Annotated in this window: 13 protein-coding genes; 8 read left to right on the top strand and 5 right to left on the bottom strand. The window is 72.2% G+C overall.

Going from position 1 to position 18900, the window contains the following annotated elements; translation table 11 throughout:
* Positions 1-3: 3 nt before the first annotated feature.
* The 3 genes from ABZ453_RS36470 to ABZ453_RS36460 all read right to left on the bottom strand — a co-directional run bounded on the left by ABZ453_RS36470 (position 4) and on the right by ABZ453_RS36460 (position 5624).
* Positions 4-1548, bottom strand: coding sequence for a DUF5719 family protein (locus tag ABZ453_RS36470; protein WP_359021939.1), 1545 nt, complete (start codon positions 1546-1548; stop codon positions 4-6).
* Entirely contained in the window at positions 1545-5186 is a 3642-nt protein-coding gene (locus ABZ453_RS36465; protein ID WP_359021937.1) for a glycosyltransferase, read from the bottom strand. The genes ABZ453_RS36470 and ABZ453_RS36465 overlap by 4 nt, the downstream gene beginning before the upstream one ends.
* Before the next feature lie 174 nt (positions 5187-5360).
* Positions 5361-5624: a WhiB family transcriptional regulator gene (locus ABZ453_RS36460; protein WP_003975777.1), complete on the bottom strand. Its 264-nt coding sequence runs from the start codon at positions 5622-5624 to the stop codon at positions 5361-5363.
* Between the two features lie 669 nt (positions 5625-6293).
* On the opposite strand from ABZ453_RS36460, the gene ABZ453_RS36455 reads away from it, so the two are divergent.
* The 4 genes from ABZ453_RS36455 to ABZ453_RS36440 all read left to right on the top strand — a co-directional run bounded on the left by ABZ453_RS36455 (position 6294) and on the right by ABZ453_RS36440 (position 10172).
* A complete protein-coding gene (locus ABZ453_RS36455) occupies positions 6294-6788 on the top strand; it encodes a cysteine dioxygenase family protein (RefSeq protein ID WP_359021936.1) in 495 nt (164 codons plus the stop codon).
* A gap of 34 nt (positions 6789-6822) precedes the next feature.
* Positions 6823-7782: a 2-phospho-L-lactate transferase gene (gene cofD, locus ABZ453_RS36450; protein WP_359021934.1), complete on the top strand. Its 960-nt coding sequence runs from the start codon at positions 6823-6825 to the stop codon at positions 7780-7782.
* Entirely contained in the window at positions 7779-9089 is a 1311-nt protein-coding gene (locus tag ABZ453_RS36445; protein ID WP_359021932.1) for a coenzyme F420-0:L-glutamate ligase, read from the top strand. Before cofD ends, ABZ453_RS36445 begins: the two co-directional genes overlap by 4 nt.
* 78 nt (positions 9090-9167) lie before the next feature.
* Positions 9168-10172, top strand: a complete 1005-nt coding sequence (locus tag ABZ453_RS36440) for a DNA-3-methyladenine glycosylase 2 family protein (protein WP_359021931.1) — start codon at positions 9168-9170, stop codon at positions 10170-10172.
* Positions 10173-10417: 245 nt separating this feature from the next.
* On the opposite strand, the gene ABZ453_RS36435 is transcribed toward ABZ453_RS36440, so the two are convergent.
* Positions 10418-11500, bottom strand: a complete 1083-nt coding sequence (locus ABZ453_RS36435) for an NDP-sugar synthase (RefSeq protein WP_359021929.1) — start codon at positions 11498-11500, stop codon at positions 10418-10420.
* 153 nt (positions 11501-11653) lie between these two features.
* Positions 11654-13000 carry an N-acetylmuramoyl-L-alanine amidase gene (locus tag ABZ453_RS36430; RefSeq protein WP_359021927.1) on the bottom strand — a complete coding sequence of 449 codons (1347 nt, stop codon included), beginning with the start codon at positions 12998-13000 and terminating at the stop codon, positions 11654-11656.
* A 129-nt stretch (positions 13001-13129) separates the two neighbouring features.
* On the opposite strand from ABZ453_RS36430, the gene ABZ453_RS36425 reads away from it, so the two are divergent.
* The 4 genes from ABZ453_RS36425 to ABZ453_RS36410 all read left to right on the top strand — a co-directional run bounded on the left by ABZ453_RS36425 (position 13130) and on the right by ABZ453_RS36410 (position 18888).
* Complete coding sequence (locus ABZ453_RS36425; RefSeq protein WP_359021925.1) at positions 13130-13891, top strand: TIGR03089 family protein; 762 nt, start codon at positions 13130-13132, stop codon at positions 13889-13891.
* A 77-nt stretch (positions 13892-13968) separates the two neighbouring features.
* On the top strand, positions 13969-15222 hold the full coding sequence (locus ABZ453_RS36420) for an LCP family protein (RefSeq protein ID WP_359021923.1): 1254 nt from the start codon (positions 13969-13971) through the stop codon (positions 15220-15222).
* A gap of 218 nt (positions 15223-15440) precedes the next feature.
* Entirely contained in the window at positions 15441-17174 is a 1734-nt protein-coding gene (locus ABZ453_RS36415; protein WP_359021921.1) for an LCP family protein, read from the top strand.
* A gap of 76 nt (positions 17175-17250) precedes the next feature.
* Positions 17251-18888 (top strand): LCP family protein, encoded by a 1638-nt coding sequence (locus ABZ453_RS36410; protein ID WP_359021919.1) that lies wholly within the window; start codon positions 17251-17253, stop codon positions 18886-18888.
* Positions 18889-18900 lie beyond the last annotated feature (12 nt).

The following is an 18900-nucleotide window of genomic DNA, read 5'->3' as shown; positions in this document are numbered from 1 at the left end:
CACCTACTTCTGCAGCACCGACAGGTCCTGGTCCGTCTCCGGTACGGCGACCATCCCCCGGTCGTCCGGCAGCGTCTGCACCGTGAAGCCCGACACGCCCCCTTCCGTCACCGCCAGGGTGCGCGCGGCGTACACGGGGCCGCCGGACACGGGCTCGACCGTCAGCGCGTACGTGCCCTTCGGACCGCTCGGGACCGGGGCGTCGACGTCCTGGGTGGTGCCGGCCTTGATCGTGTACGTCTTCGAGACCGCCGTACCGCCGTCGCTGCCCGCCGAGGCGGTGACCTTCACCTGCGCGGTGCGCGTGGGCGCGGTGATGGACAGGGTGGTGCCCTTGCCGCTGTTGTCGGCGGACGTCGCGCGCGTGCCGACCGGCGCGGTGGCCGGGATGAACGCCGTCTCCTGCTTGGCGCCCTTGCCCCGTACGACCTTCAGCGCGGCGACGACCGGCACGGACTGGCCGGTCGGCGTGAGGATCAGGGAGCCCGCCTCGCCACGGGTGACGTCACCGAGGTCGGCGGCGGTCGTCATGCCCGCCTTGACGTGCAGCGTCTCGTTGCCCGCCGGGGTGATCGAACCGGTCGGGGAGGCGAGACGCACCTTCAGGTCGGCGTCCGCGTCGCCGGGCGTGAAGGCGATCAGGCGCACGGATGTGGCGTCCTTGGGGATGCCCGGCAGGACGAGGCTGCCCGAGGGGTCGGTGGCGGCGGCCAGCCAGTCGCCACCGGCCTTGTCGTCCAGCGCCTGGACGGCGGCGCCCAGCCGGCCGCTGCGGACGTTCACGTGGACGGTGAGGTCGGTCTGCTTCTCGTCGGTGAGCGTGGACAGCAGGATCGGCTCGCTGGAGTGCGGCGGGACCGTGATGCCCTCGCCCACCGTGGACTTGAGGTCGCCGTCCTTGCCGTAGAGCTCGATGTCGGCGACGGCGGCGGAGTCGTCGGGGTTGGTCAGGTGCACGTAGTCGGTGCGGCCGGTGGCGGTGCTGGCGCCCGGGAACCAGAACTCGGTGTCGGGAGCGGTGCAGTTGACGCCCTGCAGGCCGCGCCCGTTGCCCGCGGCGACCTCGGTGGTCTCCTGGACCGTCCAGCCGGGCGCGAACTTCCCCTCGGCCGTGCCGACCAGACCGGGCGTGTCCGAACCGGAGGCGTCGGCCGTGACCGGAGTGCCGGGCTCCTTGGGGGTGAGGGTCGGCGCGCCGGTCTTCTTCTTGCCGCCCTTCTTGTCGCCGCCCTTCTTGTCGCCGTTCTTGCCGTCCGTCTTGCCGGTGTCGCCCGTCCCGTCGGCCGACTGCCCGGCGGCGGCCTGGAACGCGGACCTGCCGTCGCTTCCCGTGCCCTTGGTGACGGGCGTGAAGGACGTGTACGAGGTCTCGGCGAGGTCGGAGGTGCTGGGTGCCGGGCACAGCAGTGAGGTGCGCTCCACGGGCAGTTCGGCGGCCGCCCTGGCGGTGTCCGTGCCGGAGGCGCCCGGCGCGGACAGCGACGCGAAGCCCGTGACGGCGGCGAGCGCGGCGGTCCCGGCGATCAGGGACAGGGTGGTGCGGTTCACTGCTGACTCCCGTCGGGGCGCTCAGGGGCGTGCGGGTGCTGCTGCGCCGGGTCGTACGCGGGGTCGTGACCCTGCTGGTACGTCGGGTCGTAGGCGGTCTGGTCGTACGCCTGGGTCTGGCCGCCGTAGCCGTACGGGTCGTACTGGCCGCTCTGGTACGGGTCCGCCTGGTAGGTCTGGTCGTAGCCCGCCGGGTACTGCTGGGCGCCCTGGTACTGCTGCTGCTCGGCGTAGTCGCCGTACTGGGCGCCCGCGTAGGTCGCCGGGTTCCACTCGTCGTAGGCCTGCTGCTGCGGGACGGCGACCGGAGTCTCCTCCTGCGGAGGAGACGGGAACTCCTCGCTCTGGTCGGCTTCCTCGGCCTCGGTCTCGGCCTGGGCGCGCAGGCGTCGGGCGCGGCGGCCCTCGCCGGCGACGGCCTCGGCGGGGACCGACGGCTCCTCGGGGAGGTCGTCGTCGACGTCGCGGCGCCTGCCGGGCAGGGCGAGGACGACGAGGACGACGGCGAGGGCGCCCTGGGCCCACAGCCAGGCGGTGTGGGTGATCGGGGCGTCGTAGGTGACGTCGACGCGGCCGCCGGAGGCGGGGAGCTGGAAGGCCTGGGCCCAGCCGTCGACCGTGGTGCGGGTGAGCGGCTTGCCGTCGAGGGTGGCCGTCCAGCCCTCGGCGGCGGTGTCGGCCAGGCGCAGGACGCGGCCGTCGGGGCCGGCCGGGACCGTGGTGTGGATGTCGACGGGTCCGGCGGCGACAGGCTGCGGGGCGCCGGTGCCGGAGACGATGGTGGCGCGCGCGACCTCCTGGTCGACCCGCCACAGCGCGCTGCCGCGCTGCTGGCTCAGCCGGGACAGACCCGGCGTGGCGTCCAGGACGCGGGTGATCTCGCGGGGCGCGCCCTTGTGGACGAGGACGTAGCGCACGGCGAACTTGCCGAGCTGGTCGGCCTGGTCGGCGCCGGAGCCGGCGACCAGGTTGGCGACGACCTTGTCCAGCTGGGCGTTCTCGCCGTCGGCCGCGGCCGTCTCGGCGTCGCCCATGCGGGCGCCGGAGCCGCGGACCAGGGTGTAGCCGACGCGCGCGGTGGAGTCGCTGTCGAGGACCAGCGTGCGTGCCTGGTCGCGGGTGCCGCTCTCCTCGGCGACGAACGCGGGCACCTGGGTGGGGTCGCGCCGTTCGACCGGGCCGTCGGCGCCGCGGAGCATCCAACCGCCGGCGATCAGCAGCGGGCCGCCGAGCGAGGCGAAGGCGATCAGCGCGGCCACCGGCTGGCGCCAGCCGAAGCTCTGCTCGGCCACCCGCGCGCGGGCCCCGTCGGCGCCGAGGGCGGCGGCGGCGAGCAGGGCGATGCCATAGACGAGGGTCGCCGGTCCCGCCCAGGTCGAGTCATTGGACAGGACGGCGAAGACCAGGCCCACGAGGGCGACCACCCAGGCCGCCCAGATGCCGGACTGGCGCTCCGAGCGCAGCAGGGCGGCCAGTGCGGCCAGCACGATGCCGATCAGCATCAGTCCGCTGACCGTGCCCGGGCCGCCGGGGCTCGCGCCGAGCAGGTCGAGGGCGGAGGCGGCCGAGGGGCCGTAGTCCAGACCGGCCTCCTTGAAGAAGCCGGACGGCAGCAGGGTCAGCGACCAGGGGGCGAGGACCAGCAGGGGCGTGCCCAGCTGGGCCAGGAAGCGCAGGCCGTGGGCGGTGATGTCGGTGCGGCGCACGGCCAGGACCGCGACGCCCAGGATCAGGGCGATCGGCCACACGATCGGCGTGAAGGCGGTGGTGATCGTCAGCAGCAGCGCGTACGCCCAGGTGGCGCGCCAGCTGCCGCGCGTTCCCGAGGTGTTCGCCAGGCCGCTCGCCGCCACGCCCGCGCGGGCGACGAGCGGCAGCAGGACGGCGAGTACGGCGGTGCCGATGCGGCCGCCCGCGAGGGCGCCGGTGGCGGCGGGCAGGAAGGCGTAGACGACGGCCGCCCACGCGCGCAGCAGCCGCGACTCGATGAGCGGACGGGAGGCGAAGTAGGCGGTGAAGCTGGCCAGCGGCACCGAGCAGACCAGCAGGACCGTGACGGCGAGCCCGGTCGAGCCGAACAGCATGGAGGACAGCGTCGCCACGATCGCCAGGTACGGCGGCGCGGACGGGGTGCCACCGGCGCCCACCGCGTGCCAGGCGTCGAGGTAGCGCGACCACAGCTCACTGGAGTCGCCCGGCGCGGGCAGCAGGGCGCCGCCGGAGAGCGCGCCGCTTGCGAGCAGGTCGCGGCAGGCGATCAGGGAGACGAACAGCAGGACCAGGAAGAGCATCGGGCCGGGCGCGCGGGCGATGCGCTTGAGGCGGGCGAACTGCTCGATCTCCAGGAAGTCGGCGTCGTCGCCGCCGGGCCCGGACTCGATCCCGCCGCCGTGCCGTCCCGCGCCGGAGGTGGCGTCGGGGTCGGAGCTGCCGAAGAGGTCGCCCGCGACCTGCTCGACGGTGGCCCGCACGGTCGCGCCGGGCGGCGGGAACAGCGCGCGCAGCTCGCCCTTGTCGATCTGCGGCTGCCCGCGTCTGCGCCGGCCGGCGATGATCCGCTCGGGCCGCAAGAGGGTGCCCAGCAGGCCGCGGATCTCGTCGAGGGCCTGTCCGGGGACCTTGCCGACGAGATAGGCGACGGTACGCACGAGCGTGCCGAGCACCAGGCGCAGCAGCACCCAGGGCAGCGCGGCCGTACGCGCGTTGACGAGGAGGGTGTAGGCGGCGCCCGCCTTGTCGACCATGTGCGGGGAGGCGGCGCTGCGGCCCACGCAGTCGACGGTGCGGCGCTCGCGGGAGGCGGCCTCCGCGTGCCGTACGACCGCCTCGGGGGCGACGAGGACGCGGTGGCCGGCGGCGGTGGCGCGCCAGCACAGGTCGACGTCGTCGCGCATCAGCGGCAGCCGTTTGTCGAAGCCGCCGAGCTGCTCGAAGACGTCGCGCCGGATCAGCATGCCGGCGGTGGACACCGACAGCACGGACCGGACGTGGTCGTGCTGTCCCTGGTCCTGCTCGCGGCGGTCCAGGCCGGTCCAGCGGCGGCCGGAGTTGGCGATGGAGACGCCGACCTCGAGCAGCTGGCGCTTGTCGTACCAGCCGCGCAGCTTGGGGCCGACGACGGCCACGTCGTCGCGGCCGAGCTCCAGTTCGTTCTCCACGACGCGCAGCAGCTGGGCCAGGGCGTCGGGGTCGGGGGCGCTGTCGTCGTGCAGCAGCCACAGCCACTGGACCGGCTCGCCGTGCGGCAGCTCCGGCATGTCGTAGGCGTCGTCGCGCCAGGTGCGGGTGACGGGGTCCCAGCCGCTGGGCCGCTTCAGATAGGGCAGTTCGTCCGGGGTGAGCACGGGGGCGGTCCGGGCCGCCTCCTCGACGGCCTGGCCGAAGCCGGTGCGACGGGCGAGGTGCAGCACCCGGTCGGCGCCGAGGGCCTGGGTGACCAGCTGGGCGGAGTCGTCGGCGCTGCCGGTGTCGGCGGCCATGGCGAACTGGACGGGCCGCTCCTGGCCGAGCAGCCCGGCGAGCGCGTCGGGCAGCCAGCGGGCGCCGTCGTGGGAGACGAGCACCGCGGTCACCACGTGACGCGGGAACTCAGGCGTGGCAGCGTCGTGTTGGGCTGCCGTGTGGCTGTGCACGGACATCGAGGTACGGGCCCCGGTTCGCTGGACTGCGGTGGACGTCTGTGCCCGGTGGGGGCAGCGAGGCGTCTCGGACGAGCGACCACACTATCGGCTGGGCACAGGGGCGGCCCGCCGCCTGTGGATAACCCACCTGCGACGGGCCGTTCGGTTGCGTGGGGAGTGGGGGCCGTCCGCTCAGACGGCCGCCTTCTTCAGGCGGCGTCGCTCCCGTTCGGACAGGCCGCCCCAGATGCCGAAGCGCTCGTCGTTGGCGAGGGCGTACTCGAGGCACTCGGAGCGGACCTCACAGGCGAGGCAGACCTTCTTGGCCTCCCTGGTCGAGCCGCCCTTCTCGGGGAAGAAGGACTCGGGGTCGGTCTGGGCGCACAGCGCGCGCTCCTGCCAGCCGAGTTCCTCGTCCGCGTCGTCGACCAGCAGTTGCTGCACCAGCTCGGTCATGTGCGCCCCTCGTCCGTCTTTCGCGTCCCCGTGATGTAGCCGTTACCGATTCCGGCTGAACGACACGAGTGAAATTACAAGTGTGCTGCTCCGGGCGAGTCAAGCCGAGATCTGCTATTGAGCCCCTTATTCACTCTGCGGAACCAAGGCCATGCGGAAAGTGTTCAAATCGGCATAAACCTTGACATGCAGACGAGGCCCCCGAGGGCCTCCGGCCCGTACAGAGCCTTGTACGGGGAAGGACGCCCGGATGTTCGATCTCGTTCCACGCGCATCCCGAAGCAAGCCGGATCACAGTCGGATCACGGGATCACAACGAGGCTTGTGCGCCCGGTTGTGCGCCATGTGTCCCCGAGGACGCCAGCACAAACCTTTCACCTCTCAGTTGAACCGGATGAGGTGAAACCGGTCCCACATACCGGGCGTCGAGTTGACAGTCGAGGTGTGAACCGATTGCCTTGTGGGCATGCTCGCGAACTTGGCACTCACCTCGACCGGCTCCGCCGGGTCCCATGGTGCTGCCCGCGCGCGCTGTAGCTGTTGTTGCTGTTCCAGCTGTTGAGCCACGTCTCGCTCCGGCTGTGACCGAGTCCCCTGCGACCCGGTCGGCGTTTTCCCATCACCCCGTTCCCTCTGACCTTCTTTCACTGAGGAACCACAGCACTCCTTATGAACAGCGACAACGACCTCCAGATCGCCGGCGACATCCTTCAAGTCACCCACCTGCTGCAGCCGCCGCGCGAGCACCCGGCCACCGTGGCCGAGTTCGTGGGCCTGGCCCGTGCCATCGCCACCGACCGCGCCCAGTGGGAGCACCTCGTCGAGTACGACGCCACGACGCGCTGGTACCACCGGCTGCGCACCGGCCCCGGCTACGAGGTGTGGCTGCTGTCCTGGGTTCCGGGCCAGGGCAGCGGGCCGCACGACCACGGGCGCTCCTCCGGGGTGCTCACGGTCCTGGAGGGCACGCTGACCGAGCGCACCGGACGCGGCACGCGCGCGCTGGCGGCCGGGGCGCAGCGCGTGTTCGCGCCGGGGTACGTGCACGAGGTCGTCAACGACGCCCTGGAGCCCGCGATCAGTCTGCACGTCTACTACCCGGGCCTGACCGAGATGCCGATGCACACGAGTGCCGCCTGCGAGGCGCGTCCGGTGACTGCCTGACGCGTTGTCGTACCCGCCTGCGAGACTTGGCCCCATGCGCATTGTGGTTCTGGCAGGCGGCATCGGTGGTGCCCGGTTCCTGCGCGGTCTGAAGCGGGCCGTGCCGGACGCGGACGTCACGGTCATCGGCAACACCGGGGACGACATCCACCTCTTCGGGCTCAAGGTCTGCCCGGACCTCGACACGGTGATGTACACGCTCGGCGGCGGCATCAACGAGGACCAGGGCTGGGGGCGGGCCGACGAGACCTTCCACCTCAAGGAGGAGCTCGCGGCCTACGGTGTGGGCCCGGAGTGGTTCGGGCTCGGCGACCGGGACTTCGCCACGCACATCGTGCGGACCCAGATGCTGGGCGCCGGCTATCCGCTGAGCGCGGTGACGGAGGCGCTGTGCGACCGGTGGCAGCCGGGCGTACGGCTGATCCCCATGACCGACGACCGCGTCGAGACGCATGTCGCCGTCGAGGTCGACGGCGAGCGCAGGGCCGTGCACTTCCAGGAGTACTGGGTGCGGCTGCGGGCCTCCGTGCCGGCCGAGGCGGTCGTACCGGTCGGGGCCGAGCAGGCGAAGCCGGCGCCCGGAGTGCTGGAGGCGATCGCGGAGGCGGACGTCATCCTCTTCCCGCCGTCGAACCCGGTCGTGTCGGTGGGCACGATCCTCGCGGTGCCGGGGATACGGGAGGCGATCGCGGAGGCCGGGGTGCCGGTGGTGGGCCTGTCCCCCATCGTCGGGGACGCGCCCGTGCGCGGCATGGCCGACAAGGTGCTCGCGGCGGTGGGCGTGGAGTCGACGGCCGCGGCGGTCGCCGAGCACTACGGCTCGGGGCTGCTGGACGGCTGGCTCGTCGACACCGTGGACGCGGGCGCCGTGGAGCGCGTCGAGGCCGCCGGGATCCGGTGCCGGGCCGTGCCGCTGATGATGACCGACCTGGAGGCGACCGCGCGGATGGCCCGGGAGGCGCTGGAGCTGGCGGAGGAGGTGCGGGCCTCGTGAGCGGGACCCCGTCCGACGGTTACACGGTCTGGGCGGTGCCCGGGCTCCCCGAGGTGCAGCCCGGGGACGACGTCGCCAAGCTGATCGCCGCCGCCGAGCCGGGGCTGGCCGACGGGGACGTCCTGCTCGTCACCTCGAAGATCGTGTCCAAGGCGGAGGGGCGGATCGTCGCCGCCGCGGACCGGGAGGCCGCGATCGACGCCGAGACCGTGCGGGTCGTGGCCCGGCGCGGGGCGCTGCGGATCGTCGAGAACCGGCAGGGGCTGGTCATGGCGGCGGCCGGCGTCGACGCCTCCAACACCCCGGCGGGCACCGTCCTGTTGCTGCCCGAGGACCCGGACGCCTCCGCGCGCGCGATCCGCGACGGACTGCGCGCGGCCCTCGGCGTCGATGTGGGGGTCGTGGTGACCGACACCTTCGGCCGGCCCTGGCGCGCGGGGCTCACGGACGTCGCCATCGGCGCCGCCGGGGTGCGCGTGCTGGACGATCTGCGCGGGGGCACGGACGCGTACGGCAATCCGCTGAGCGCGACCGTCGTGGCCACCGCGGACGAGCTCGCCGCCGCCGGTGACCTGGTCAAGGGCAAGGCCGCCGGACGCCCCGTCGCCGTGGTGCGCGGGCTGGCGCACGTGGTCGCCCAGGACCAGGGGGAAGGGGCGCGGGCCATGGTGCGCGAGGCGCGCGACGACATGTTCCGGCTGGGGACCTCCGAGGCGGTACGGGAGGCGGTGACCCAGCGCCGTACCGTACGGGCCTTCACGGACGAGCCCGTCGACCCCGGGGCGGTGCGGCGGGCCGTGGCCCTGGCGGTCACCGCGCCCGCGCCGCATCACACCACGCCGTGGCGGTTCGTGCTGCTGGAGTCGACGGAGTCGCGGACCCGGCTGCTCGACGCGATGCGGGACGCGTGGATCGCGGACCTGCGGCGCGACGGCAAGAGCGAGGAGTCGATCGCCAGACGGGTGCGGCGGGGGGACGTGCTGCGCAACGCGCCCTACCTGGTGGTGCCGTGTCTGGTGATGGACGGATCGCACACATACGGGGACCCGCGACGCGACGGGGCCGAGCGGGAGATGTTCGTCGTCGCGACGGGCGCCGGCGTGCAGAACTTCCTGGTCGGGCTGGCCGGTGAGCGGCTGGGCTCGGCATGGGTGTCGTCGACCATGTTCTGCCGGGACGTGGTGCGGGAGGTCCTGGGGTTGCCCGAGGAGTGGGATCCGATGGGGGCGGTGGCCGTGGGGCATCCGGCCGAGGAGCCGCGGGCGCGCGGCGAGCGGGATGTGGAGGGGTTCGTCGAGGTGCGGTGATCCAGAGCCCGTACCCCCTAGGCTCTTGCACGCCCCCGACAGTCCCTCGGGACGTCCCCGACATCCAGGAACGCAGCCTTGGCAGGACGCTTCTCTCCTCGGCCCACTCGTACGACCGTGCGGGGCGGGCATGTCGGTGTGCCCGCCGGGATACCCCGGCAGGCCGCGGCGCCCGGTCGGGTGCGGACCGTGGTGCCCGCCGGGCCGCTGGAGCTGGGGCTGGTGCTGGGCGTGCTGCGGCGCGGGCCCGGGGATCCGACCTTCCGGGCCATGCCCGACGGGTCCGTGTGGCGGGCGAGTCTGACGCCCGGCGGGCCCGGGACGCTGCGGGTGTCCGTGAGCGGGGGCGCGGTCCGGGGCGAGGCCTGGGGGCCGGGGGCCGAGTGGCTGCTGGAGCAGTTGCCGGAGCTGCTGGGCGGAGCCGACGAGCCGGAGGCGTTCGTGCCGCGGCACCGGGTGGTGGCGTCGGCGTGGCACCGGCGGCCGGGGTTGCGTCTGACGCGGACCGGGCTGGTGCTGGAGTCGTTGATCCCGTCCGTACTGGAGCAGAAGGTCACGACCGACGAGGCGTACCGGGCGTGGCGGCTGCTGGTGCGGAAGTTCGGGGAGCCGGCGCCCGGACCCGCGGCCGGGGGACGGTTGTGGGTGATGCCGGGGCCCCGGACCTGGGCGCTGATCCCGTCGTGGGAGTGGCATCGGGCCGGGGTCGACAACAAGCGGGCGTCGACGATCCTGCGGGCCGTCCGGGTGGCCGGGCGGCTGGAGGAGGCCGTGGGGATGTCGCCGGAGAAGGCGCAGGCCCGGCTGGAGGTCGTGCCGGGGATCGGGCCGTGGACATCGGCGGAGGTCGTGCAGCGCAGCCATGGGGCGGCGGACGCGGTGACCGTGGGCGACCTGCATCTGCCGGGAATCGTGGGGTGGGCGCTGGCCGGGGACCGGGACGCGGACGACTCCGTGATGCTGAAGCTGCTGGAGCCGTATGCGGGGCAGCGGCATCGGGCCGCCCGGTTGATCCTGCTGAGCGGACGTACGCCGGCTCGGCGGGCGCCGAAGATGCCGCGCGTGGACATCGGACGGTTGTGAGGCGCGGTGGGCGAGACCCCCGGCTTGTTCTCGCCCCCGCCGCCCCTACCCGTCCCGTCCCCAGGGGCTGCCGCCCCTTCGACCCCGTCCAGGGGGCTCCGCCCCCTGGACCCCCGTCGGCCCTCCGGGCCTCGTCCTCAAACGCCGGACGGGCTGAAAAACCGATCGCCGGGCGGAAGAAGAAGCACCGATCGCCGGACTCCGGGCGGGCTCAAAAGAAGGGCTGGGTGATCCGGCCCGCATCCCTACTGGTCCGAGGAGAACCTCACCGCCCCCGCCGGGATCCTCGCGTCGCACCACACCCGCATGCCGTCCCGCAGTTCGTTGTCGGCGCCGATCACCGCGCCGTCGCCGATGACCGTGCCGGTGAGGACCGAGCGTTCGCCGACGCGGGCGCGGGTGCCGATGAGGGAGTCGGTGATGACGGCGCCGGGTTCGATGACGGCACCCGGCAGGATGGTCGAGCCGAAGACCCGGGCGCCCTCGGCGACGAACGCCCCCTCGCCGACCACCGTGCCGCCGGTCAGCTTCGCGTCCGGGGCGACCGTGGCCGTCGGGAGGATCAGGCGGTCGCCGCAGCGGCCCGGTACGGCGGGTGACGGGGCCCGGCCCAGGACCAGGTCCGCGGAGCCGCGGACGAAGGCCGCCGGGGTGCCGAGGTCCAGCCAGTAGGTGGAGTCGACCATGCCCTGCAGATGGGCCCCCGTCGACAGCAGTTCGGGGAACGTCTCGCGCTCCACCGAGACCGGGCGGCCCTGCGGGATCGTGTCGATGACCGAGCGGCGGAAGACGTACGCCCCCGCGTTGATCTGGTCGGTGACGATCTCCTCGGGGGTCTGCGGCTTCTCCAGGAACGCCAGGACCCGGCCCGTGTCGTCGGTGGGGACCAGACCGTAGGCGCGGGGGTCGGTCACCTTGGTGAGGTGCAGGGAGACGTCGGCGCCGGTCGTCTCGTGGGTGTCGACGAGCGCCCCGATGTTCAGGCCGGTGAGGATGTCGCCGTTGAAGATCAGGACGGGGTCGTCGGGACCCGAGTGGAGGCGGGAGGCCACGTTGCGGATGGCGCCGCCCGTGCCGAGGGGCTCCTCCTCCGTCACGTACTCGAGGTGCAGCCCCAGCGACGAGCCGTCGCCGAAGTACGGTTCGAACACCTCGGCGAGGTAGGAGGTGGCGAGGACGATGTGTTCGACGCCCGCCGCTCTCGCTCTCGCCAACTGATGTGTGAGGAAGGGGACCCCGGCCGCCCGGACCATGGGCTTCGGTGTGTGCACCGTGAGCGGACGCAGCCGCGTGCCCTTGCCGCCGACCAGGAGGATCGCTTCTGTCACCTGTCGTCTCTGCTTCCTGCCGGGACCGGCCGAAATGTCCTTTGGCCGGCCAGTGTATGCAGATCGTCGCGCGACGCCTTCGACGGCCCGGTGGCGTGTGTCGGTTCCGCTCCATGTCCCCCGACGGCGGTGAACGCGGGTCCCCTCCCGGCGTCAACGGCCCTGATAGCGGGCCGCGGTCGAGCGGGCCGTGCCGAGCTTGCTGTAGAGCCGGCGGCCCGGGCACTCCGTGGCGAAACCGTCACGATGGCCGGAGATCACGTTCAGTCGTACGTTCTTCCCTTTTCGGTAGAGATTGCCACCCCCGGAGGTGAGATATGTCTTGCCTTGCGGATCGGCCGCGTAGAGACCGAGTTTCCAGGCCGTCAGGCGGGCGATGGCGTCGAGCACCGCCGCCGGCGGCTTCGCCGAGCCGAAGCTGCCGAGGACGGCGATCCCCATGCTGTTGGTGTTGAAACCGAGGGTGTGGGCGCCCAGCACGGGTTTCGCCACACCGCCGGCCCTGCCCTCGTAGATGGTTCCGCACTTGTCGACGAGGAAGTTGTAGCCGATGTCGCGCCAGCCCATGCTCCGGACGTGGTAGCGGTAGATACCGCGGATGACGGAGGCCGCCTGGGAGCACTGGTACCCGTTGCCCGACACGGTGTGGTGCACGAAGGCCGCCTTGACCTTCTTCGTGTAGACGAACCCCCTCTCGCGCAGCTTCTCGTCGGCGCCCCAGCCGCGCCGGGTGACGATGCGCGGGCGCGGGCCGATGTAGGGGTTGGCGCGTTGACGGGGCGTCAACGCGACGCCGGAGAGCGTCCGCAGTTCGCCCTCGGTGGCGGCCTTGGTCAGGGCCGGGATCTCGGTGGCGCCGCGGCCCTGGGCGCGGTTCGGGGGCGGGTCGCCGGGATCGACGAGTTCCAGGCGCAGCCCCGAGGGCAGCGGGCCCTCGGCCGTGCCGGTACGGGCGCCGCGGGCCGTCCCGCCCGTACGGTGCCGCCTCTCGGCGCGGACGCGCACGTCCACACCGTCGGATTCCCCGACCCACAAGGGGGCGGTGGAGCCGCGGACCCGACCGGAGGCGCGCTCGGCGGCGCCGGGGTCGGCCGCGTCGTCGTTGTGGGTCTCCAGGTCCCGCCAGCCGCTCCAGGCGCCGTCGCGGGTGGAGCGGGTGCGGACCTGGACCCGGCCGTGGAGCGGGGTGTCGGGGTCGTCCCAGACCACTCCGACGAGGGCGAAGTGCCGTACGTCGTCGCGGGTCAGGCCCTGTTCGGCGGTGGCCGGGCCCCGGGCGCGGGCACGGGCGACGGGGACGAGGGCGAGTGACTGGGTACTGCCGGGGACGGCGGCGTCGGGGGCGTTCGGCAGGGCCGCCGGCCGCGCGGATCTCGCGCCGGGCGGCGACGCCGGGCTCGTCGGGGCGGCGGTCGCGGGCGGGGCGAGCGGGAGGACCAGGGCGGCCGCGCAGCTGACGCCGATCGAGGAGGCGATCGTAGAAGCAAGGAATCCACGCATGCCCCTGATCTTGAACATAGTCAGACATATATGTCTATTGCGGAACTGACGGTTCGTCGGCTCCCGTTCGTCCGAACCGGTGGCGCCTCGCCTGGGTGCGCGGGCGGGTGCGCGCGTACCCTTGCGCGGGTGAACGCCAGTGATCGCACCCCTGCCGACCTGCTGTCTTCCGCGCTCGCCGCGGATCCCGCACGCCCCTTGGTGACCTTCTACGACGACGCCACGGGTGAGCGGGTCGAACTGTCCGTGGCCACCTTCGCCAATTGGGTGGCCAAGACCGCGAACCTCCTCCAGGGCGACCTCGGCGCCGGGCCCGGCGACCGGGTGGCGCTGCTGCTGCCGGCGCACTGGCAGACCGCCGTGTGGCTGCTGGCGTGCGCGTCGGTCGGGGTGCTTGCGGACGTGGACGGGAACGCGGCGGCGGCCGCCGTGGTGGTGAGCGGGCCGGATTCCCTTCAGGCGGCTCGGGCCTGCAAGGGGGAGCGGGTCGCGCTCGCGCTGCGGCCGCTGGGCGGGCGGTTCCCGCAGGTGCCGGACGGCTTCGTCGACTACGCCGTCGAGGCGCCGAGCCAGGGGGACCGGTTCGTGGCGTTCGCCCCGGTGGTTCCCGAGGAGCCCGCGCTGATCGTGGCCGGGCGGGAGTTCAGCGGGGCGGAGGTCGTGGAGCGGGCGCGGGAGGAGGCGACGGGGCTGGGGCTGACCGGGCCGGGGTCGCGGATCCTGTCCGGGCTGCCCTACGACACCTGGGAGGGCCTCAACGCCGGGCTGTACGGGCCGCTCGCCGTAGGCGGGTCCGTGGTGCTGTGCCGGCACCTTCAGGAGCTGGACGCCGAGGGACTGGCCCGGCGGATCGAGAGCGAGCGGGTCTCCGTCACCCGAACGGTGCACTAACGCCCGCCCCCCTCTCCCCCTGCGGGTCATGGTCGTAGGAGCCACACGTCCGTACGCCATGAGGGGTGGGCCCGCGCGTGAACGACAGCGTCAGCTCCCGTGGTCCCGGTGCCGGGTCGTCGGCCACGGGCAAGGGGCTGGTACGGCGGCGCCGGCGCAGGTGGGTCCGGGCCGGCGGGCTCGGTGTCGCGGTGGTCGTCGTCGCCGCGGTCGGGGTCGGATGGGGCGTCTATCTCAAGCTGGACGGGAACATCACCGCCGACGAGGCCGCCGCCGCCGAGCTCGCCCGGTTCGAGAAGGAGCGGCCCACGTCGCTCGTCAAGGACGCGCAGAACATCCTGGTGATCGGTTCGGACTCGCGCTCCGGGGACGGCAACGCCCGCTACGGGCGCGACTCGGGGACCGAGCGGTCGGACACGACGATCCTGCTGCATCTGTCGGCGGGGCGTCACACGGTCACCGCCGTGTCGCTGCCGCGGGATCTGATGGTGGACGTCCCGGCCTGTCTGCGGCCCGACGGGACGCGCTCCGAGCCGGCGTTCACGATGTTCAACTCCGCGTTCGAGACGGGGGGTTCGGCCTGCACGATCCGGACCGTGGAGCAGCTGACGGACGTGCGGATCGACCATCACGTCGTCGTCGACTTCCACGGGTTCAAGGAGATGGTCGACGCCGTCGACGGGGTGCGCGTCTGCCTGAAGGAGCCCATCGACGACCGCGACGCCAAGCTGCGGCTGCCCGCGGGGCGGGTGACGCTCGACGGGGAGCAGGCCCTGGGCTATGTGCGGGCGCGCAAGTCGCTGGGCGACGGGAGCGACACGGACCGGATGGACCGTCAGCAGCGGTTCCTGGGCGCGCTCGTCAACAAGGTGCGCGGCAACGACGTACTGCTGAATCCGGTGAAGCTGTATCCCGTGCTGGACGCGGCCACCTCGTCACTGACCGCCGACCCGGGTCTGGCGAGCCTGCGGGGCCTGTACGACCTCGTGCGGGGGCTGCGTGACATCCCCACGAAACGGGTGCAATTCCTCACGGTTCCGCGGGAGTCGTATGTGTACGACGCCAACCGCGACCAGCTGGTGGAGCCGGAGGCGCGGAAGCTGTTCGACCGGCTGCGCGCGGACCAGCCGGTGAAGGTGGCCCGGGCGACCCCGGGGAATTCCGGCGCAAAGAGCGGCAATTCGGATTCGGCCGAGGGGCCTTACGGCTACGGCGCGTACGGAATCGGCGACGGAAAGTCCGGAGCAATGGGGGCGGATGAGCCGTCGAACGGGGTTTCGCCCGCACCGACGTTCCGGGGAAACACCGCGGCAGAAGACACCTGCAAGTAAAGGGATTGTCAAATCGTCGCACTTATGTCCGAGAAAAAGGACGAATTGGCCCCCGTCGGGGCGTGGAATTTCCCACCGCCGTCATTGGGTGCCGAACAGGGCGGATAGTGTGAGCGATCCGGTGCCCTCGGCCGTATGGGCTTGTGCACTGTGAGACCGAGACCCGAGCGCCTTGAGGGGGGACAGGCGCCGCGCCCCGACGGAGGAATCGGACAACCGTGGACGCGACAGGCCGTGGGCGGGCGGACGACATCGATCCCGCAGACCAGTGGGTGCTCAATCCGACCACCGGCGAATACGAACTGCGACTGAGCCCTTCCGCACCGCAGTCGGCGGTACCCGGTCCGCGCAGATCCGCCCCGCGGGACGCGGGGGCCGGCGTGCGCAGCCGTACGGTCACGCCCGACCGGCTGCCCGGCCGTGAGGTCCCGGGTCCGCGCCGGCGCCGTGGCGCGCCCGAGGAGCCGTTGCCCGGGCGGCGCGGACGCCGGCCGGTGAAGAAGAAGGGCAGGGGCAAGAAGATCCTGCTGTGGACCGGCGGGACGATGGCCTTCGTCCTGGTCGGCACGGCCGGCGCCGCCTACCTCTACATCGAGCACCTGAACGGCAACATCACATCCGTCTCCGACGACGGCGCGAGCACCGGCGGCTTCAGCAAGGGCAAGGCGATCAACATCCTGCTGATCGGCACCGACAAGCGCACCGGCAAGGGCAACAACAAGTACGGCGACGCGGGCAGCGTCGGCCACGCGGACACGACGATCCTGCTGCACGTCTCCAAGGACCGCTCGAACGCGACCGCGCTCAGCATCCCCCGTGACCTGATCACCGACGTCCCGGACTGTCCGACCACCCTGGCCGACGGCACCCAGAAGGTCATCGGCGGCACCAGCGAAGTCCGCTTCAACACCAGCCTCGGCCAGGACGACCGTACGCCGAGCTGTGTCGCGCGCACCGTCACGGAACTGACGGGCATCACGCCCGACAACTTCATGGTCGCCGACTTCAACGCGGTCAAGACGCTCACCACCGCGGTCGGCGGCGTCGACGTGTGCCTGGGCAAGGACATCGACGACCCCAAGTCGCACCTGAACCTGAAGAAGGGCATGCGGCACATCGAGGGCGAGACCGCGCTCGCGTTCGTGCGCACCCGGCACGCGGTCGGCTTCGGCGGCGACCTGAGCCGGATCACGCTGCAGCAGCAGTTCCTCAGCGCCCTGATGCGCAAGCTGAAGTCGAACGACACGCTCACCAACCCGGCGAAGATGATCAAGGTCGCCGAGGCGGGAACCAAGGCGCTGACCGTCGACGACAACCTCAAGAGCATCGGCAAGCTGAAGGACCTCGGTCTGGAACTCGGCAAGCTCAACCCGAAGAACCTGACGTTCACCACCGTGCCGGTGGTCGACAACCCGGCGGAGAAGGTGAAGGCGACCGTCGTCCTCAACCAGGCGCCGGCCCAGCAGGTCTTCCAGATGATCAAGAACGATGTGTCGTTCACCGCGGTCAAGGCGCAGCAGAAGAAGGAGGCCGCCGCGGTGGCCGCCCGCCTGAAGGGCCCCAAGTCGGCCGCCTCCGCGGTCCGGGTACGGATCCTCAACGGCGGTGCCGACTCCGGCAGCGCCCAGGCGGAGCTGAACTACCTGCAGAACGAGGCCGGTGTGCTGAAGTCGTCGAACGACGGCAACGCGGACGCCGTGCTGGCGAAGACGACGCTGGAGTACGGTCCGGACCAGGCCGACCAGGCACGCCGCCTGGCCGACATCATGGGCCTGTCGGGCGCGGCGATGAAGCCGGGCAAGAGCGTGCTCAACGACCAGGGACTGCCGACGATCACACTGACCCTGGGCAAGGACTTCAAGGGAGCCGGGGTGAAGCTGAACGCCTCCTCGGGGACGGCACCGGCGGGGGTCCAGAAGTCCACGGCCGACAAGGTCGAGTGCGCCAAGTGACCTGAGGGGCCTGTCGTGCGTCTAACAGGACGCACGACAGGCCCGTTTCATGGCGCAAGGGTGGGGAGGACGGGGAATGACGCAGAGCAGTGTGCGCGCGGAGGGGACGCGAGGGGGCGTCCGGCGCGGTGCGCAGGATCACGCGGTCGCGCGGGAGGACGGCTCCGGCAGATCGGGGGACGGGCCAGGGTCGGGGCACCGGCGGCGGGAGCCGCGGCGGCGCGGGCGCCGGGTGCTGAGATGGTCGGCGACCACGCTGGCGGTGCTGATACTCGGGACGGCCGGCGCCGGATACCTGTACTACGAGCACCTCAACGGCAACATCCACAAGGGCGAGCGCAGCAGCGGCGACGCCAAGGCGCAGAAGAGCAGGGCCAACGCGGCCGGCCAGACGCCGTTGAACATCCTGCTGATCGGCTCCGACAGCCGTAACTCCGACGAGAACGTGAAACTCGGCGGCGCCAGGTACGACCGGGGCAGCCCGCCCCTCGGCGACGTGCAGATGCTGATCCACCTGTCCGCGGACCGCAAGAGCGCCGCGATGGTGAGCATCCCCCGCGACACCCGGGTCGACATCCCCAAGTGCACCGACCCCAAGACCGGCAAGGTCTACCCGGCGACCAACACCATCATCAACGAGTCGCTGGCCCGCGGCGGCGCCGGCTGCACGCTGGCCACCTGGGAGAACCTCACCGGGGTCTACATCGACCACTGGATCACGATCGACTTCTCGGGCGTGGTGCAGATGGCGGACGCCATCGGCGGCGTCGACGTCTGTGTGCGGCAGAGCGTGTGGGACCGGCCGACGGCCGCGGTGCCCGGCGGCTCCGGGCTGAAGCTGACGGCCGGCACGCACAAGGTCAAGGGCAAGCAGGCGCTGCAGTGGCTGCGCACCCGGCACGCCTGGGGCAGCGACCCGCTGCGGGCCAAGGCCCAGCACATGTACCTGAACTCGATGATCCGCACGCTCAAGGGCCAGAACGTCTTCACCGACACCGGGCGGCTGATGGACCTGGCCGAGTCGGCCACGAAGTCCCTGACGGTCTCCGAGGAGATCGGCACCCCCAAGAAGCTCTACGACCTGGGCATGCAGCTGAAGTCGGTGCCGACGGACCGCATCACGAGCCTGACGATGCCGAACGTCGAGGACCCGCAGAACAAGGACCACCTCGTGCCCGACGGCGCCAACGCCGACAAGATGTGGCAGATGCTCCGCGACGACGTGCCCTTCGACAAGCACGGCAAGGCGTCGGGCGCGAAGAAGACCACCGCCGAGGCCACCAAGGCCCCCTCGGCGCCGGACGACCAGATCGGCGTCACCGTCCAGAACGCCACCGCCACGTCCACGCTCGGCCCGGTGTCCGGACGCGCCGGCACCATCGCGCAGGCGCTGGTGCAGAAAGGCTTCACCAAGGCGTCGAAGGACGTGACGGGCGGCCTGACCGCGCAGCGGACCGTGGTGCGCTACCCGAGCGCCGAACTCCAGGGAGACGCCCAGCGGATCGCCAAGTCCCTCGGTGTTCCGCTGAGTTCGGTGAAGCAGTCCACCGACGTCTCCGGTGTCACGCTCGTCGTGGGCGCCGACTGGCGCGACGGTACGACGTATCCGAAGGCCTCCGCTCCCAGGGCGGGCGACCTGCCGGCGGGCTCGGACGCCATCAACGGCTCGGACAAGGGCCAGTGCATGGACGTCTACGCGCCCTATCGCTGGTAGCAGGGCAACCCA

Origin of the sequence: Streptomyces sp. NPDC005799, from assembly GCF_040630525.1 — a bacterium.
GTDB classification, from domain to species: domain Bacteria; phylum Actinomycetota; class Actinomycetes; order Streptomycetales; family Streptomycetaceae; genus Streptomyces; species Streptomyces griseorubiginosus_B.
The sequence above is the reverse complement of the archived record's forward strand: the minus strand, read 5'-3'. Positions and strand labels throughout refer to the sequence as shown.

Coding starts and splice junctions, on each gene's coding strand:
- ABZ453_RS36465 (WP_359021937.1), bottom strand. CDS start 5,186: ATGTCCGTGCACAGCCACACGGCAGCCCAACACGACGCTGCCACGCCT.
- ABZ453_RS36460 (WP_003975777.1), bottom strand. CDS start 5,624: ATGACCGAGCTGGTGCAGCAACTGCTGGTCGACGACGCGGACGAGGAA.
- ABZ453_RS36455 (WP_359021936.1), top strand. CDS start 6,294: ATGAACAGCGACAACGACCTCCAGATCGCCGGCGACATCCTTCAAGTC.
- cofD (WP_359021934.1), top strand. CDS start 6,823: ATGCGCATTGTGGTTCTGGCAGGCGGCATCGGTGGTGCCCGGTTCCTG.
- ABZ453_RS36430 (WP_359021927.1), bottom strand. CDS start 13,000: ATGCGTGGATTCCTTGCTTCTACGATCGCCTCCTCGATCGGCGTCAGC.
- ABZ453_RS36410 (WP_359021919.1), top strand. CDS start 17,251: ATGACGCAGAGCAGTGTGCGCGCGGAGGGGACGCGAGGGGGCGTCCGG.